Raw genomic sequence first — 16,788 nt, forward strand, 5'->3', positions numbered from 1 at the left:
ATATAGTAAGACTGGACACATAACGAGGAGGAAAAGATTTGGAAAATCAATTTATTCCTGCTACTTCTGTCAACAGCGGCAGAGTAGTTTCCATCAAACCGGATATTCATATGTTCACGGTGCAAATTGTTAATCTCTTCTTTGTTGGCGATCAGCAGGGCTGGGTGCTTGTCGACGCAGGCATGCCCCGCTCTGCTGATAACATTCTGAAGCAAACAGAGCAATTGTTTGGTGAAGGAGCAAAACCGAAAGCCATCGTCTTAACACACGGACATTTCGATCATGCAGGCGCCCTTGAAGAGCTGGTTCACCGCTGGGATGTGCCCGTATATGCCCATGAGATGGAGCTTCCTTATCTAACAGGCAAAAAAGATTACCCAAAACCTGATGCATCTGTTGAAGGAGGCCTGGTCGCCAAAATGTCGCCCATGTTTCCAACAAAGGCGATCGACCTTGGAGGAAAAATAAAAGCATTGCCGGCAGACGGCCTGATTCCGCCGATGCCAGGGTGGCGATCGATCCATACACCTGGACACTCGCCAGGGCATATTTCCCTGTTCCGAGCGGCAGACCGCGTTCTGCTCGCGGGCGATGCATTTATCACGGTCAAACAAGACGCACTCTACAACGTGCTTACGCAAAAAAAAGAATTTCAGGGTCCGCCGCGCTATTTAACAACCGATTGGGAAGCCGCCAAAGCTTCTGTCCGCCGGCTGGCTGAATTGCAGCCGGCAATCGCTGCAACAGGCCACGGAACAGAAACAGCAGGGCAAGAGTTAACTGACGGTCTTGCTCATTTAGTTGCTCATTTTGATGAAGTGGCGGTTCCTGATTATGGACGGTATGTGGACGATCATCACTGAAATCCTTCTGCTGTTTACTGAATAATTCCTTACGCTCCCCCATACACTAAGCAGACACCTGAGTGAAAGGAGCCTCTTTATGAAAAAGGAAAAGGGACCTGCTGGCAGAACCTTTGCGTTCAATGATTATAAAAGTGCTGATGAAACCGAGAAAGGTTTTGCCGTCACACATGAGCAGGCAAGCGATACGTATACTGAAGGAACCATTGACGGACACATAGACCGATTGGACGAAGCGATGGAGGATTTCCCGAAACAATAAAAGGCCCTAACAGGGCCTTTTATTGTTTCGCTAAAACGTCTTTATATTGGCTGTCTTCTTCAAGCTTAGACTTTGCATACGAGCATGTAGGAACGATCTTTTTATTTTGTTGACGAGCATAGCTCACTGCTTCTTCAATAAGCTGCTCTCCTACTCCTTGTCCGCGAAGCTTTTCATCAACATAGGTATGATTGATTTCCATCCGTCCGTTACTTGCCGGCACATAGGACAGCTCAGCCAGCATGTTTCCGCTGTCCTCAACGAAAAATCGTCCCTCTTCATGTTTGATATCCATTCGTCATCCTCTCCTCCTTCTTTCACTTATAAGTGGAACCGATGAACAGCCGACTCCAGCTGTTCGGATAGGTCCATTACCTGATGCGCTGATTCGTTCATCCTCCTCATTAATTCCCTTTGTTCTTCTGCCGCAAACACGGCTTGCTGTGTTTGTTTTACATTGTTTTTCGAAATCTGGGCTACATGCTCCATCGAAGCAAGCACTTCCTCTGTTCCTGCTGACATTTCTTCGGTCACTGCCGATACTTCATGAACATCTTTATTGACCTCTTGAATAGAATCCTTCATTTTCTGTAATGACTGCTCGATCTTTAAGACGGCTTCTGTGCTGGTTTCCGCTTTTTTTGTACTTACCTCTGTATTTTCAATGACCCTCGCCGTCACAGCTTCAAAATTGTTCAGCATCTCAGTGATTTGTCCAGCCGATGATTTTGATTCTTCCGCCAGCTTTCTTACTTCATCAGCCACGACAGCAAAGCCTTTTCCTGCCTCTCCCGCCCTGGCTGCCTCGATCGCCGCATTCAGAGCAAGCAGGTTTGTCTGATCTGTAATTGATGTAATGACTCCTACAATTTTTTCTACTTCCTTAAACATTATGCCGAGCTCAACGACTTCTTTATTTGTTGCAACAATTGATTGCACGGCCTCTTCAATTTCCGAAACAGCGTCACTCGTTTGCAGATAACTTGCCGCTGTCAGCTCTGTGACCCCGCTGCTTGCTTCTGCAATGGAGGAGGCCGACTCAGCAATTTTCTGAATTCCTGCGGCCATCTCCTCCATGGCCCGGACAGCTTCCTCGTTGCTTTGCATCTGACGCTCGCTCCCCTTTGAAATCTCTTGAATATTTTCCATAATGGCTTCACTTGACTCCTGGGCCGAACGATTATCATTGGTCAGCTGTTCTGCTGCGTTAGTTAATGAATCTGAGGAAGAGCGAATAGAAGAAATCATGGCGACCAGTTGGGAAACAGCCGAACGAAAGTTAGCAGTGAACTGCCTGATCTCATCCTTTCGGCTTGCATGAATCGTTTCTATTCTTTGAAGAGATTGCCCGATGCGGCCGGCTGCCAGCTCATCCACCCCTTCGTTCATGCCAGCCAATGGTTCAAGCGTACGTTTAATGAGCAGGTAGACAATGATACAGGCAAGCAAGATCATCATGAGAAAAATAGCAATGATTAAGGGGAGGCTTTTCTTTAAAGTTTCTTCTCCAATCTTATCAATCTGCTGAGCGGAAATATCGAGGCCAATAAGACTAACGATTTCGCCATGCTCGTTTTTGAGCGGAACCATGACAGAAACGTATTTGCCATATTGTTCATCAGCAATCACATCTGTATAACTGCTTCCTCCTTGAAGCACCGGCTCAATATCCTCCATAGGCATGGAAAGCTCTTCTCCTATTTCGGTGGAATATTGATCTCCCTTTGCCATGCCGTCAATCAGCATTTTCGGTTTGTTCCCCTGCACTGTAAAAGTATATAAATACATCGCTCCGAGATGTTCTCTTATCTGATTTAACTGCCGCCGGATATCCCAGTACTCCTTGCTTTCCGAAGGCTGCTGCAAAAATTGCTCATACTTATCTAAATCAATAAAAGCGGCAGCGGTTTCAGCTGACTGAATACCTTGAGCGCCAATCGTTTTCTCAATGGAAGATGTCGTGTTCATATAAGCAATAGCCATAGTGGCCACCAATAAAAGAAGCAAAATGACAAGCATCGTCCCCGTCAGTTTTTTTGCTATCGTCATAGTTCCAGCCCTTTCTTCTGTCTTTTTCTTTCAAAAATGGATAGAGAATACTTGATCTGCATGAAATGAATAGGAGCAATCACCTGTCTTTCGCACAATCAGCAACGATTACTCTAATTCCAGCATTTGTTATTCCACAAAGAATAAATTATTCATTTCCGCATACAAACCCAATTATTTCAGAAGCCTCTCTCCTATTCTCTTGATTGTGAAATTTTACCTATACACCCATTCTCCTCCCTGCTCCCTTCCACGTTTAATACTCACATTGACCTATCTCCTTTATAAAAACAATGCAATACATGTGCCAATATCCATCTAATAGACTATTTTCATTGGCCGCTCTCTCTTCCGCTCTTCGCTTCTCTACCTATAGATCTGCTTGTCTGCTCAATCTTTCGTCATAATGCCTAGAAAATGATAAATGAGGGCTTATATGATACACTGAAGGAACATTGCTTAAAGGAGGAGGCTTCAATGGCAAATACACATATGTTCTCTAAAGGAGAAGAAATTGCCAATTCTATTACACACGGCATCGGGGCATTGCTGAGCATAGCGGCACTCGTGCTGTTGATTGTCTACTCTTCTTTATACGGAACGGCTTGGCATGTTGTCAGCTTCACCATTTTTGGAGCGACCATGCTGATACTCTATCTGTCTTCCACGCTGGTTCACAGCTTGCCAAAAGGCAAAGCCAAAAATCTGTTTGAAATTTTTGATCACTCTTCGATCTATTTTTTTATCGCTGGTACCTATACCCCATTTCTATTTTTGGCTGTTAAAGGAACACTCGGCTGGACATTATTCGGTATCATCTGGGGACTGGCTTTATTTGGAACAGTATTTAAATGCTTCTTTGTTAAAAAGTTTTTACATACGTCCACGCTTCTTTACGTACTGATGGGTTGGCTGATTGTATTTGCATGGGAACCGCTCGTTCAAAACCTGCCAAGCGGCAGTCTGATCCTGCTAGTGACGGGAGGGGTTTTATACACGCTCGGCGCTGTTTTTTACGTATGGAGAGGATTTAAATACCATCATATGATTTGGCATTTGTTCGTTCTTGGCGGCAGTGTGACTCACTTTTTCTCCGTCTTGTACTTGCTGCCATCAGCCTAAAAAAAATCGCCGGCAACGGCGATTTTTTTTAGGTCTCTTTTATTTTCCCTCTTGTCCTTATTTCCATGTTTCAACGGGATTTCGGAGCAGGCCGCTAACATCCGCAACAATTTGCAGGTTTTCCCCATTGGCCAAATCCCCTTTTCTCATTCTTGGTAATAAATAACAACAAAAAAAGAGGTTTTTTGCATAGAGGCGTTTTTATAGATGTGTGTTTGGTGAGCTTGGAAGCTGAGTGCTTCTCCTTTTTTTAAAGTAAACTCTTGATGTTGGATTTCAATCGTCAGTTCCCCGTCACTTACTAAAACAAATTCCTCGCTGTTTTTCGTATGAACGTCTGAAAAGTGGTTTCCTCCCGGCTGAATGTCCACCGAATAAATTTCAAACTTTTTCTGCGGATGGTAAGGAAAAAGCGGATAAACCAAATAATTTCCTTGATCGTCAACAAGAGCCTGCAGCTGCTCTTTTTTTATTTGGGTAATTTGTGTCTCCTCCTCCTTCATAAAGGCAGAAAATGACACGTTCAGCCCGTTAGCAATCTTCCACAGAGTGGTCACTGTGGGATTTGTTTTTCCTTTTTCAATCTGTGCCAGCATTCCTTTGCTGACACCGGTCAGTTCAGCGGCCTTGTCCAGGCTCAGTCCTCGCTTTTTGCGGATATCAAATAAATTCTTTCCAATTAACCGTTGTAGGGAATCCATGATCGTCCTCCTGAAAAAGAAATATTGATCATTATAATATACAAATGTATAATATCATAAACATAAAGATGGGAGTGAGTGAAATGGAAGCAGCAGAAGAAAGTTCCCTAACCTTTCATCAAGGAGTCAAGGATTGCATCCCCACTCTTCTAGGGTACATAAGTATCGGGTTTGCGGCTGGCATGATCGGAGTGGCTTCCGGATTGTCCGTCATGGAAATTGCTTTTATGGCCGTATTCGTGTATGCGGGGGCCGCACAGTTTATCATTTGCGGCATGATCGCGGCCGGCAGTCCGGCCTCTGCCATCATTTTCACTACTTTTATTGTCAACTTGCGGCATTTTTTATTAAGCGCTACGCTGGCTCCGCACTTTTCCAATTATTCACTATGGAAAAATGCCGGTATTGGCACGCTGGTGACAGATGAATCCTTCGGGGTGGCTGCGGGCAGAATCTTTAATGGCCGACCAGTGAATGACCGATGGATGAACGGATTGAATTTAACTGCTTATACTACGTGGATTGCTTCGTGCGTCGTCGGGGCGCTTCTTGGAAGATGGGTCGCTGATCCTGAAAAATTCGGACTGGACTTTGCTTTAACAGCGATGTTTATTGCCTTGCTAGTCTTGCAGATAGAAAGCATCAAAGCGTCTAAATTAAAGCATTATTTAATGCTTATTTTTTTAATGGTCGCAGCGATGTATCTATTCTCTGCTTTTGTTTCTGTTGATCTCGCCGTTATCTTGTCAACTATGATCGTGGCGACTATCGGGGTGGTGACATCGAAATGAGTATCAATATGACCATCCTTCTTATTTTGGCAGGCTGCGCAGTTGTGACCTGGATTCCCCGGGTCGCTCCTTTCTTAATCGTCCGGAATTTACAATTGCCGGATGTCGTAATGAAATGGCTCTCATTTATCCCTATTTGCATTTTAACAGCTTTGATTGCCGGAAGTGTGATTGATAACAGCGGAGCCGCGACCCTGCCGGCGATAAACTGGCAGGTGCTGGCGGCATTGATCCCCACGTTATTCGTCGCTTTGTGGACTAAAAGCCTGTTGGCTACTGTGATTTTCGGAATTGTTGTGATGGCTGCTTTAAGGAATTTTGTTTAATCAAATTGCTTCATCTTAGTCTATAGGATCGATACAGCAGAAAAAGGAGGGCCCATCCAAAAAGGCATTTTTGGATGGGCCCCTTTTTATCAAGCTGTTCTGTTCTTCCTGAAAAATCAGTGTTCAGTAAAAGAAGTGTTTTGTCGATTGTGTGGAACTTGCTGGGAACTTAATTGTTTTAGCTGCTGCTGAGATTGATCGATTTGTTGAGTCATTTGGTTAAGAATGCTAAATGACTGGAGGGTTTGCCCCACACTTCCTAACATTTGTGCGGCCTGTTGAACGGTTTGCTGGAGCTGCTCGAAAGTCTCCTGCTGCTGACTTTGAGCTTGTCTTCTAAATTGCTGCATCTGCTGAAGCAATTGAGCGGCCTGTTGATTGGACACCGTTGATGATGGATCAATCGAACCGAGTTGCTGCTGGGAGCTTTGAAGCTGATTTAATGTGCTTGCCATAGAATCCAACTGACTTCTTAGAGGCGCTAACTCTTCACCAATCTCTTCCTCGAATTTTCTTTCCGCTACTCTTTCTACCACTTGTTCAGTTACTTCTTCTGTTGTTTTCTTAGCCATTGTAAAGTCCTCCTTTGTTAGATGCGGCACATTTTCCATGACCAAGTCATCTGTTCTGTTATCAGTTTGCCCCTTCCTGTTTAAAGAAACAAAATAAATAACAGCCAGTATAACCAAGCCTAATGTGAATAGTGTAATAAGCAAATTTGCTACCTCCTGGGCTGGCGAGCAGGTGCTGGCTTTTTAAACACAATGATATTATGGACTTTGAAAAAGGCTCTTATTAGCGGCAATAATAACCTTTTCATCCAGCCAGCGAAAAACAGCGGCTGCTTCCTTTGTTGATGTAAACGAGGAAAAACTTGATAAAGCCAGATGCTCTTGTTCCTTTCTCGTTTTAAAAACCCTAAGGCGTTCGCTCATCTCAAACCTATATACCTAAAGTTAAAATGAAAAATCCCGCTCACACAGCGGGATCTTCAATGAGCTTCTAGATCTAATGACTAAATAATCATCGGGCCTGCCACTCTTTTATTTTTTTATCTCCTGGAAGCCATAGAGCGCTTACGCCAAGCAGCGGAAGAACGCTGGCTGCGACCATAATAAATTTTACGCCGAAACCATCTGCGAGAAATCCGAACACAACTGCACCGATGGCTCCCATCCCAAAGGCGAGTCCTACAATTAAGCCAGAAGCCATGCCAATCCGATTGGACAGCAGCTCCTGGGCATATACGACCGCCACGCTAAAGCTGGACAACAGGATAAAACCAATAAACAAAAGAAGCGGCAAAACAGCGGTTACCGGTACGTATGGAAGAAGAAGAGTCAGCGGAGCCGCTCCAAGCATGGAGAAAATGAGCAAATTCTTCCGGCCGAAACGGTCAGCGAGCGGACCGCCAAGAAAGGTTCCTGCTACACCAGCCGCCAAATAGGCAAATAGATACAGCTGTGAGTGCGGAACCGACAGCCCATAATCTTGAATTAAATAAAATTGGTAAAAATTAGTAATAGCAGCCACATACCAGGATCTGGCGAACACGAAAAAGATTAATAAAACCATCGCCCCTTTTATCCGGGCGGGCAGCTTCGTTGTGGCCGAAGCTGTCTGCTGCTTCTTTTTTGCGCTGTGGATCACCAGCCTTTCCTTGTACCAGGCAGATACCTTCATGAGCATTACGGCGCCGGCAGCGGTAACGGCTGCAAATAATAGCGCTCCTTTTTGTCCAAGAGGCACAAAAATAAATGCGGTAAACACCGGAGCGAGCGATTGCCCGCCGTTTCCGCCCATTTGATAAATGGACTGGGCCAGCCCTCGTCTGTTGCCAGCGGCCATAAAAGCCACCCTTGAGCCTTCCGGATGAAAAACAGCCGACCCTAAACCAATAAATAAAACGGCAAGAAGAACAAAATAGAAATTAGGAGATAAACCAAAGGCAATCACACCAACCATGGACAGAAGCATTCCTGCCGGCAGCAAATACGGCTGCGGCCTGCGGTCAGATGCAGCCCCAAATACCGGCTGCATCACGGAAGAGGTCATATTTAGCACAAAGGCAATCCACCCCATTTGCGAATAAGATAAGTGCAGGGAGTTCTTAATAATCGGAAACATGGCGGGAACGACAGACTGGATGGAATCATTAATAAAGTGGCCGGCACTGATGGCAAAGAGCATGCTGTATATCGTCGCCTCGCGCACCTCGGCTTTATTTGTTACAGATGTCATAAACAATCATTCCTATTCAGATATAATACATCACATGCCAGTGAAAGCAAAAACCCCCGCAGCATATTACAGAGCGGGGGCATGTGAACCATTACGGCGTTACTTTAGTTCTGGTCAGCTTTACTAGGCAGAATCCTTCAAAACAAACAGTGAATTCAACAATTTAACTTGGGCTGGTAATAAGAAAATCATAAAACATTCTCCTTTCAGTTTACAATTTTTTTAAAACAAGTTTGTCAGGTTTTCTTGCTGTTTCATCTTCATCTCTTCATACATCTTCTCAACGCGCTCGTTATGAAAATAATCTTCCACACTTTTCTGGCGTCGTTTGATGGTGACAATGACAAATAGTAAATTTATCGTCATCTGGTCTCACCTCCCTTCAAAAAAAGCATTGTATGCTTCTGCCTCTTCGAAGTTAATGTGAAAGCTGACCAGTCCATAAACGCGCGGCTGATTAACATATTAAAGATACATTGTTAATTATATCCACAAACAAAACTAAAAAACAAGACTTTTTTGAAATTTGAGAAGAATGCCCTTTTTTGCGTGCGGGAGGGCATCTGAGCAGAGGACCGACCTTTCAAGAAGGATTAACATAAATTCTCTGCCCCTTTTTTAGGAGCTAAAATGCAGTCAATACGGCTCCCCCTCCAAGTAAAGCTTACCGGGCACCTGCCTAATCAGTGAAAAACAAGCTTCCTTTCCAGCAATCAAACATAACATGCCATTGTCGAGAGATTTTCTCTCAAAAATTAAAGAGTAGGTGGCAAATATGAATCAAGATCAAAATATGTGGCAAAACCAAACCGAATGGCAGGATCAAAACCAATGGGACGATCTAGCTGCTAGACCAGATGAACCTGCGGCACCAGATTCTACCATGTGGGAAGATCAGTATATCGCTCCTGATATGAGAGATTTTATGCATCATTGCCAGGGCATGGCTCCTATGGTTTACCCTGATTATACGCATATGATGGGCTATCCGTTCATGGGAATGGAGCATTGCCACCACCATCACCATCATTATCATCATTACATGGATTACCCTCAGGTTACCCAGCAGCAATCTGTATGGATCACTCAACCGCCGATGCCTTACAAACACCATAAAAAGAAGCATAAAAAACATCATAAATACTGATATCTTAATGCACAGGGAGAGCCATTTGGCTCTCCCTCTTACTTGCGGCGAATAGGCATTCTCCCATCCATCGCCTGCCTTTTTTCATACACTGGTAGTGACTCATATCCTATAACGAAGGAGGTCGTAACATGTTTAACAAACATTGGGGCGGCTACGGAGCTCGTCCTCCTCATCTTTGTCCTCCTCAAGTATTGCCTGCGCAGTTTGACCCGCCGTTAGTTTCGCCCACACAGCAATTTGTTAAAACAAGTGTATTTAATACTGTTGTTCCGCATATCCACCCTTCCCATACCACGACAGTCAACAAACATATGATTCATCATCAGCACTATTTCCCTCATACAGAATCCCTTGTCAATGAATGCTGTGAGCAGCATCTCATGTGCGGAATGCCGCCTAGGCCTTGTGGTCCGATGAGACCTTTTGGATTTTAAGTACAAAAACAGTCATATGCCAGGCAGGCGCCTGGCTCTTTACAGTTGCAAAACACAACGCTTGCTTTTAAAAAAGAAAACGAAAGATTGATGATTGACTGCTATCGCTTAAAAGGTCGGAAATAGATAAATTATTTTTCTTTACTAGTTCATTTATCCATTCCTTCTTTTCGTTTGTTTCATAGTATGTATTGTTCTTATTAATCAGGAGGTGAAAAACAGATGGGCTTCTTTGGCGGATACGGCGGATGCTGCGGATACGGCGGTTATGGCGGTTATGGCGGATACGGCAGCACGTTTGCATTGATTGTCGTGTTGTTCATTCTTTTGATCATTATTGGCGCTTCCTTCTGGTGCTAATGAATGGCTGTCTGACAAGGAAAACGTCTCAGTAATAGATATTGCCTCCTTGTCATTTTTGACCAGTCTACAGTGACTGTTTCTTATATGAAAGATAAATGAACCGAATAAATAGATGAAGGAGCTTTCTTCAGAAAGCTCCTTCCCTCATTTTCTCTTTAAACGGCTGACCAATGGTTTCTTATAAAACGTAAGTGGCTAATGTTCGCTGCACGTCAAAGATGCTGTCATCTTTTCGGAACTGCTTAGCGATTGGATTTTCTGTTCCGGCGATCCAAATGAGCAATTCCGCCTCTAAATCAAACGTGCCAGCTGTCTGCACACTAAAATGTGTAATACTGCGGTATGGGATAGAATGGTATTCGATTCTTTTCCCTGTCATCCCTTGCTTATCAATAACAATTAAGCGCCGGTTGCTGAAGACAATTAAATCCCTTAAAATTTCAAAAGCTTTTTCAATGCGTTCGCCGTCACAAATAATTTTTTCGAGCGTTTTTTCTACTTTTTCAATATCTGCTTCTGTCGCATTACCGATTAGGCCATCAAATAACCCCATGGTTACCCCTCTTTTCTCTCTCTATTGATCTTCATCGTTAGTAGACATCTTCTAATGCCTTCCTCAGCAGCCCTATACTTCGATCAAGGTCTGTCTTTACTTGTTTTTTATAAAGCTTTGCCTTTTCATAGTCAGCAAATTGATAAATCACTACTTCTTTGTATTTCGCCCCTTCTTGCAGTTTTTTTTGTCTTTTTAAAATCCCATCGTCAATAAGCTCATGAAGCGACCTGTAAATTTCCGAGTGATTCGGCTCGTAGCCAAACTGTTTAAATGTCATTTTCAGTTCATCCATCGCTTGCATGCCGTAAAGCTTATTTTCTTCCACAAACCGAATCATAAAAAGCTTTAAAAAAGCCCGCTGCTTAATGAGAAATTTCCCTTCACCTCTTGGCAAGCTTGTCACTCCTTTGCTCGTTGTTTGCTTGCGTCATTGCTTTGTTTTTATTTTAGCAAAATTGCGGCTTAGGAACCAATATATTTTCATTTTTTGAATTTTGCACATAATGAAATATGAAAAAAATCGAATTAAAGACGATTGAAAAACGGCCTTTAATTCGATAAATACGGGGTCGCTTGCTGAATGATCCTTTGAATATCCGCTGCATTTCTCTCGTACATTTTCTTGGTTTTTTCGCAATCTGTTGCTAAAGCAAAGATTTCCATGTCGGCAGCCAGCTTTTTTAAATTCGCCAGCAGCAACGGCCTTTCCTGCGGAGCAGGCGCCTGCAACTGATCATCAAATAAATCAATGTATAGTTCGCCGTAGGAGTTAATCTGGCCGATAAATACATTTTCGATCGTTACACCCGCTGCTTCCAATTCTTGATCCAGCCACTCTTTCGTTTTTCCGCTCTTTGCCAGCGAATCGACTAACAAATGCCCATCCATGATAACGGTATAAGGTTCTTTTTCATTCACCGATGGCATTTGCAAATCACTTCGTGTGAGCGGCCGCTTATCTTTTTTCAACAGAGCATTTAAGTTTCCATCCTGCTCTAAAACGGCGTATTCTACATCACTTAAAGAAAAAATATCTTTTTTGCGCAGCAAAGACAGCAGCTCATCTATCGTATATTTTTCCTTCTTCAAGTTTTCTTCCAGCACCTTGCCGTCTTTAATAAAGACCGTGCTGTGCCCTTCGATAACGCTCCGGGCTGTTTTGCTTTTCATGGCAATGTAATCAGCAAGCATCGGAATAATGCCCCATACGCCAATGGCAATCAGCGCATCCATAATTGAACGCTCTCTTGCAAGAGAAGCTTCAGCCACGATGCTCCCGATTGTAATGCCGGCAATATACTCAAAGAAGGAGAGCTGAGCAATTTGCCGTTTGCCGATAATCTTTGTAATGATAAATAAAATCGTTAAAAAAGATATAGACCGGATTGCAACTTCCAGCCACTGAGCCACTTAATCGCCCCCCTGACTAAAACCCTCTGTATTGCGGCTCTTCGTTCTCTATTTCAAAAATACGTTTATTCATCCGCTCGATAATTTCCTGCATCGTCCGCATGCTTTCATGAAAAACCTGCTGTGCTTTCGGGTCGCTTGATAGCAAAGCAAGCTTGGAAAAAACAGCCTCTGCCTGCTTCAATCCGGCCGTACATGTTTTGACGCTCGATGCTACTGTCATAAACCTTCTCCTTTTACGCGTTAGATTCAAGGGCTACTGCATGAGCAATGCACGGAATCGATTCCTGCTGCTGGAAAGATAGCGGTGATAGCAAAGCTCCCGTTGCTACCAAAAGGATTCGTTTTAATTCTCCTTTTTTCAGGCGCTTAAGCAAATGACCGTATCCGACAACAGCTGAACAGCCTGCACCACTCGCTCCGGAAAAAACCGGCTGGCTGTCTTTATAAATCATCAGCCCGCAATCTTGCAGCTGGCTGTCACTTATATTCACGCCTCTTTTTTGCAGCAGCTCCAAAGCAATATTCCGGCCGATAGAGCCTAAGTCACCGGTCACGATGAAATCATAGTAAGAAGGATCAATATTTAAGGATGTTAAATGATCGATAATTGTGTCCACAGCAGCTGGAGCCATCGCTCCGCCCATGTTGAAGGGATCGGTTAATCCCATATCGATCACTCTTCCGATGGTAGCAGATAACACCCGGGGCCCTTCACCTGCCTGCGCCACAACAGCAGCGCCGGCACCTGTTACTGTCCATTGGGCCGTTGGCGGTTTTTGACCCCCATATTCCGTTGGATAGCGGAATTGCTTTTCAACGGCAGCATTATGGCTTGATGCACCGGTTAGCACGTAATTCGCCATCCTGCTGTTAATTAAGAGGGAACTAAGCGCCAGCCCTTCCATGGACGTAGAACAAGCACCAAATAACCCGAGATAAGGCACAGCAAGGGTGCGGGCAGTAAAGCTTGTCGGTGTAATCTGATTAATTAAATCGCCGGCGAAAAAAAATTCAATATCCTGCTTTTTTAATCTTGCCTTTTCAATCGCCCGCATGGTCGCCTCTTCCATCAGCTTTCTATGCGCCTTCTCATAGGTTTCTTCTCCAAGCCACAGATCTGCATGCAGCACATCAAAGTCATCAGCCAGCCTTCCATTGCTTTCGAATGGTCCGCCGACAACCCCTGTTGAAATAATCACCGGTTTGTTCTCGAAGACCCACGTCCTTTGCTTTTCCACACATTCACCCCGCTTGTTCTATTTTGATTTTTGAATTTTGCACATAATGAATTTAATTAACTATTTTTATATTGAGGCTCTTCATTTTCTACTTCTGTGATCCGAGGCTGAATCGCATCAATCACTGCCTGTGTTTGTTGAGCTGCTTCTTGAAATAACTGCTTTGCCTGCTGGTTATCAGTCGCTAAGGCAAACCCCTCTAAGCTTGCTTGCGCGCTTTTTAGCCCCGACATTGTTTGTTTTAAATCACTAATGACCGTCATAATGACCCTCCTTTTTAATTTCCCTTTTAGCATGGTTGTTTTCGCAAAAAAATATTTTAACAATTATTGTAAACAAAAAAGCATGCATCGGCATGCTTTCTTCCATCAGTACGTAGTAAAGTGCAGCAATTTTTGCAGTGTATACACTCCCCTCTGAATAGGGGCTGTTTTTTTGTAATGCTTGTCAAAGTCCGTCGTATATTCCGCCCCTTCATTTTTCCAAATCCGGTGAAAATATTTCTCTGTTTCTTCGATAGCTGCAGCTGAACGCGGTCCCGTTATTTTCAAATCCGTTTCCAAGTTAAAATTGTTTAAATTCCTCGATGTATAATTGGCTGAACCGCTAATAATGGTGCCTTTATCTTTTTTCTTGATATAAATCATTTTCGTATGAAATTGTTCGGGTTCTGGCGCGAACCAGCGAATATCGATCTTGCCTTTCGAATCTTCCTTTAGCTCATCGCTCATCGGAATGTTCGGCAAACCAGTTTTTTTCTTGCCAAATGAGTTTTTATTCGTATCCAGAATCAGCTTTACCTCCACTCCTCTGTTTGCGGCTTTTGTCAATGCATCAATCATATCGCGGTCAGCAAGATAAAACATGGCGAGCCAAATTTCTTCCCCTTTTTTTGCCTTTGTTATTTCTTCATTCACAGCTTTGGCAATTTTCCCTTCCGTTAATAGCTGAACGTGCATCTTTCCTTTTCCTGTTTGCTCCCGTACTGCTGAAGGAAAAGCGATTTCTTGGCGCGTATCGGCAGCCGCTTTTTCCGAGAGAAGCACATCATTGATTAACGCCCCTTTCACCTCATAAGCGGTGTTTGTGAAATAAGCACTGGCATCGTGCAGGTTTCCTGAACTGATAAGAGTCGTCTTCTCAGTAGCAATGGTCTTGCGGTGATTCGCCTTAATATTAAACAGCTTTAAATAAGAGCGCACAGTCATATCAGGCGCGGTTTCGGCAAGGCCGTTTGGCAGCCAGCCGTTTCCTTTGTCGCCAAACCACTGAAACAACATCCGCCAACCTCCGCTGTATAACGGGGTAGAATCGCGCAACGGCTTCATATTGGTCAACACCACCGGAATGCCGTTTTGCTTCATTTTTTCAAACTCAGGCGTCGTATGCGATTGATAGGACGTATTGACTTCATCAGAAATAAGAATAATATTCATATGCGGGCGTTCCCGTTTTTTCTGAATCAGCGCCTCCGTTATTTTTTCAGTAATGTGGGGGAATTTCTGATTTTGATTGTGGTAAGAATTAAACAGGAAAACATCCATTACGATAAAATCTTCTGCTTCATTAATAATTTCCAGCGTCCGCTTCACTATTTGCTCAGTGAACTGCTTTCCCTTCTCTTTTTTTCCCGTTAGATTATAGTAAAAATTAACTTGATCCGCTTCCACCTGATAAACCGGACTTTCATAGGAAATATGTTCCGGAAGCGGCTTATATACATGGAGCAGCATGGTGGCTACATAAATAGCAAGAATGATTAAAAGCATCAGCCGCTTTTTTCTTATCTTTTTGTCCATGGTCTTCCCCCCTCATTTCGTCACAAGACTATTCCCGCTTTCTAAAGAAAGGAAACTGGCAAGCAAGCCCAATTTTTGTCCCATGAAGACGAAAAGAAGAATCACAATGTAAGTCCGTTTTCCTGTGCCATGCTTCTTATTGAAAAATTTAAAATCAAACAAGAATTCTGTATGCTACAATAATTATAATCATTGATTTACACTACAGGGGGCGTTCATCTTGGAATTTTGTTATTCAAAGCGAATGGAAAAATTCGGTTCATCCATTTTCAGTGAATTAAAAGCATTTAAGCTGCGCTTGGAGGCTGAAGGCCAAACACTTATCGACCTAAGTCTGGGCAGTCCAGACCTTCCTCCAGCTGATGTGATTCGCCGTGAACTTTCTGCGCGGGCGGCAGACCCCACGCAATACGGCTATACTTTATCAGGGACAAAAGCCTTCTACGAAGCGGCGGCCCGCTACTATGACCGTGTATACGGAGTCTCATTAGATCCGCAAACGGAATTGGTTCATGCCATGGGCTCTCAGGAAGGGCTCGTCCATTTGCCCCTCGTATTTGCGGATCCAGGAGACATGGTGCTCGTCACCGATCCAGGGTACACAGCCTATGAAACTGGGCTCGCAGTAGCAGGAGCCGAGCCGTTTTATATGCCGCTTTTAAAAGAAAACCGCTTCCTGCCTGATCTTTCAGCCATTCCAGAAGCCGTTGCTGACAAGGCAAAGCTGATGATTTTAAATTATCCCGGCAACCCGGTGGCTGGCCAGGCCGATAGACAATTTTTTAACGAGGTCATTGCTTTTGCCAAACAACATCAAATTGCCGTCCTTCATGATGCAGCTTATTCGGAATTTTACTTTGACGATGCGAAGCCGCTAAGCTTTTTGGCTGTACCTGGTGCCAAAGAGGTCGGCATTGAAATTAACTCTCTTTCCAAAAGCTTTAGTCTTGCCGGCGCCCGCATTGCTTACATCGCTGGCAACAAAGACATCATTGGCGCTGTTACACGGCTGAAGTCTAACTTAGATTACGGTGTGTTTGCCCCAATTCAAGCGGCGGCAATTGCCGCCTTTGACCAGGCTGAAGAAATAAGCAGCCATGTCCGGGCGGTTTTCCAGCAGCGGCGGGACGCCTTGGTCAACGAGCTTCATGCGATTGGCTGGGAGGTGGATCGTCCTTCAGGCGGCATGTTTATATGGGCGGAGATACCGGCCGGCTGGACTTCAAAAGAGTTTGCCTTTCATTGCATGAGAGAAGCCGGCGTCGTCATGGTTCCCGGGTCGGCTTTTGGGCCGTCCGGGGAAGGCTATGTGCGGATCGCCCTCGTTCAGCCAGAAGAAACCTTAAGAAAAGCGGCGCAAAATCTGCAAACCGTCTTCTCCCCCGTTTCTTAACGAAAAACCTGCGGCCTCAGGCTGCAGGTTTTAGTTTGGTTACAAAAGGAACTTGGAAGGGTTTTATGCGGGATCAGAAGCAGGACA

Annotated in this window: 22 protein-coding genes; 9 read left to right on the forward strand and 13 right to left on the reverse strand. The window is 44.2% G+C overall.

Translation table 11 applies throughout. The annotated features are described in order from the left end of the window. Positions 1-38: 38 nt before the first annotated feature. A complete protein-coding gene (locus tag BBA02S_RS09230; protein WP_041113562.1) occupies positions 39-863 on the forward strand; it encodes an MBL fold metallo-hydrolase in 825 nt (274 codons plus the stop codon). Positions 864-942: 79 nt separating this feature from the next. Beyond that, positions 943-1,125 carry a YozQ family protein gene (locus BBA02S_RS09235; protein WP_041095906.1) on the forward strand — a complete coding sequence of 61 codons (183 nt, stop codon included), beginning with the start codon at positions 943-945 and terminating at the stop codon, positions 1,123-1,125. Between the two features lie 19 nt (positions 1,126-1,144). Here BBA02S_RS09235 and BBA02S_RS09240 read toward each other — a convergent pair whose 3' ends face one another. Together BBA02S_RS09240 and BBA02S_RS09245 are read right to left on the reverse strand one after the other, a co-directional pair. Beyond that, positions 1,145-1,420, reverse strand: a complete 276-nt coding sequence (locus tag BBA02S_RS09240; RefSeq protein ID WP_041095905.1) for a GNAT family N-acetyltransferase — start codon at positions 1,418-1,420, stop codon at positions 1,145-1,147. A 26-nt stretch (positions 1,421-1,446) separates the two neighbouring features. Further along, positions 1,447-3,174 carry a methyl-accepting chemotaxis protein gene (locus BBA02S_RS09245; RefSeq protein WP_041113561.1) on the reverse strand — a complete coding sequence of 576 codons (1,728 nt, stop codon included), beginning with the start codon at positions 3,172-3,174 and terminating at the stop codon, positions 1,447-1,449. Positions 3,175-3,651: 477 nt separating this feature from the next. Between BBA02S_RS09245 and trhA the strand changes: the two genes are divergently transcribed. Next, on the forward strand, positions 3,652-4,296 hold the full coding sequence (gene trhA, locus BBA02S_RS09250; protein ID WP_041095904.1) for a PAQR family membrane homeostasis protein TrhA: 645 nt from the start codon (positions 3,652-3,654) through the stop codon (positions 4,294-4,296). Positions 4,297-4,442: 146 nt separating this feature from the next. On the opposite strand, the gene BBA02S_RS09255 is transcribed toward trhA, so the two are convergent. After that, positions 4,443-4,997, reverse strand: coding sequence for a helix-turn-helix domain-containing protein (locus BBA02S_RS09255; RefSeq protein ID WP_041095903.1), 555 nt, complete (start codon positions 4,995-4,997; stop codon positions 4,443-4,445). 83 nt (positions 4,998-5,080) lie between these two features. Here BBA02S_RS09255 and BBA02S_RS09260 point away from each other — a divergent pair, with 83 nt between their 5' ends. Together BBA02S_RS09260 and BBA02S_RS09265 are read left to right on the forward strand one after the other, a co-directional pair. Next, entirely contained in the window at positions 5,081-5,788 is a 708-nt protein-coding gene (locus BBA02S_RS09260; protein ID WP_370670949.1) for an AzlC family ABC transporter permease, read from the forward strand. Further along, on the forward strand, positions 5,785-6,114 hold the full coding sequence (locus BBA02S_RS09265) for an AzlD domain-containing protein (protein WP_041095902.1): 330 nt from the start codon (positions 5,785-5,787) through the stop codon (positions 6,112-6,114). Before BBA02S_RS09260 ends, BBA02S_RS09265 begins: the two co-directional genes overlap by 4 nt. Before the next feature lie 116 nt (positions 6,115-6,230). Here the strand turns inward: BBA02S_RS09265 and BBA02S_RS09270 are convergent, their stop codons facing one another. The 3 genes from BBA02S_RS09270 to BBA02S_RS20260 all read right to left on the reverse strand — a co-directional run bounded on the left by BBA02S_RS09270 (position 6,231) and on the right by BBA02S_RS20260 (position 8,721). Further along, the gene (locus tag BBA02S_RS09270) at positions 6,231-6,830 is read right to left on the reverse strand and encodes a hypothetical protein (protein WP_052477280.1); all 600 of its coding nucleotides are present in this window, start codon (positions 6,828-6,830) and stop codon (positions 6,231-6,233) included. Positions 6,831-7,137: 307 nt separating this feature from the next. Next, the gene (locus BBA02S_RS09275; RefSeq protein WP_041113560.1) at positions 7,138-8,355 is read right to left on the reverse strand and encodes an MFS transporter; all 1,218 of its coding nucleotides are present in this window, start codon (positions 8,353-8,355) and stop codon (positions 7,138-7,140) included. 222 nt (positions 8,356-8,577) lie between these two features. Further along, positions 8,578-8,721, reverse strand: a complete 144-nt coding sequence (locus BBA02S_RS20260; protein WP_082028077.1) for a YrzI family small protein — start codon at positions 8,719-8,721, stop codon at positions 8,578-8,580. Positions 8,722-9,130: 409 nt separating this feature from the next. On the opposite strand from BBA02S_RS20260, the gene BBA02S_RS09280 reads away from it, so the two are divergent. From BBA02S_RS09280 to BBA02S_RS20270, 3 genes are all read left to right on the forward strand, one after another. After that, complete coding sequence (locus tag BBA02S_RS09280; RefSeq protein WP_041095900.1) at positions 9,131-9,502, forward strand: hypothetical protein; 372 nt, start codon at positions 9,131-9,133, stop codon at positions 9,500-9,502. 131 nt (positions 9,503-9,633) lie between these two features. Next, a complete protein-coding gene (locus BBA02S_RS20265) occupies positions 9,634-9,939 on the forward strand; it encodes a CotD family spore coat protein (RefSeq protein WP_082040207.1) in 306 nt (101 codons plus the stop codon). Between the two features lie 222 nt (positions 9,940-10,161). Further along, complete coding sequence (locus tag BBA02S_RS20270) at positions 10,162-10,299, forward strand: YjcZ family sporulation protein (RefSeq protein ID WP_082028075.1); 138 nt, start codon at positions 10,162-10,164, stop codon at positions 10,297-10,299. A gap of 181 nt (positions 10,300-10,480) precedes the next feature. On the opposite strand, the gene BBA02S_RS09285 is transcribed toward BBA02S_RS20270, so the two are convergent. The 7 genes from BBA02S_RS09285 to BBA02S_RS09315 form a co-directional block, all read right to left on the reverse strand. Continuing rightward, positions 10,481-10,855: a PH domain-containing protein gene (locus BBA02S_RS09285; RefSeq protein WP_041095899.1), complete on the reverse strand. Its 375-nt coding sequence runs from the start codon at positions 10,853-10,855 to the stop codon at positions 10,481-10,483. Positions 10,856-10,892: 37 nt separating this feature from the next. Continuing rightward, positions 10,893-11,252 (reverse strand): replication termination protein, encoded by a 360-nt coding sequence (locus BBA02S_RS09290; protein WP_041095898.1) that lies wholly within the window; start codon positions 11,250-11,252, stop codon positions 10,893-10,895. A 155-nt stretch (positions 11,253-11,407) separates the two neighbouring features. Beyond that, positions 11,408-12,268 carry a DUF421 domain-containing protein gene (locus tag BBA02S_RS09295; RefSeq protein WP_041113559.1) on the reverse strand — a complete coding sequence of 287 codons (861 nt, stop codon included), beginning with the start codon at positions 12,266-12,268 and terminating at the stop codon, positions 11,408-11,410. Positions 12,269-12,284: 16 nt separating this feature from the next. Next, positions 12,285-12,491: a DUF1657 domain-containing protein gene (locus BBA02S_RS09300; protein ID WP_041113558.1), complete on the reverse strand. Its 207-nt coding sequence runs from the start codon at positions 12,489-12,491 to the stop codon at positions 12,285-12,287. A gap of 13 nt (positions 12,492-12,504) precedes the next feature. Next, positions 12,505-13,509, reverse strand: a complete 1,005-nt coding sequence (spoVAD, locus tag BBA02S_RS09305) for a stage V sporulation protein AD (protein ID WP_041095895.1) — start codon at positions 13,507-13,509, stop codon at positions 12,505-12,507. Between the two features lie 56 nt (positions 13,510-13,565). Then, on the reverse strand, positions 13,566-13,772 hold the full coding sequence (locus tag BBA02S_RS09310) for a DUF1657 domain-containing protein (protein ID WP_041095894.1): 207 nt from the start codon (positions 13,770-13,772) through the stop codon (positions 13,566-13,568). A gap of 105 nt (positions 13,773-13,877) precedes the next feature. Further along, positions 13,878-15,308, reverse strand: a complete 1,431-nt coding sequence (locus tag BBA02S_RS09315) for a phospholipase D family protein (protein WP_041095893.1) — start codon at positions 15,306-15,308, stop codon at positions 13,878-13,880. A 220-nt stretch (positions 15,309-15,528) separates the two neighbouring features. Between BBA02S_RS09315 and BBA02S_RS09320 the strand changes: the two genes are divergently transcribed. Next, the gene (locus tag BBA02S_RS09320) at positions 15,529-16,701 is read left to right on the forward strand and encodes an LL-diaminopimelate aminotransferase (protein WP_041113557.1); all 1,173 of its coding nucleotides are present in this window, start codon (positions 15,529-15,531) and stop codon (positions 16,699-16,701) included. Positions 16,702-16,788: the final 87 nt, after the last annotated feature.

Origin of the sequence: Bacillus badius NBRC 15713, from assembly GCF_001591605.1 — a bacterium.
Lineage (GTDB): Bacteria > Bacillota > Bacilli > Bacillales > Domibacillaceae > Pseudobacillus > Pseudobacillus badius.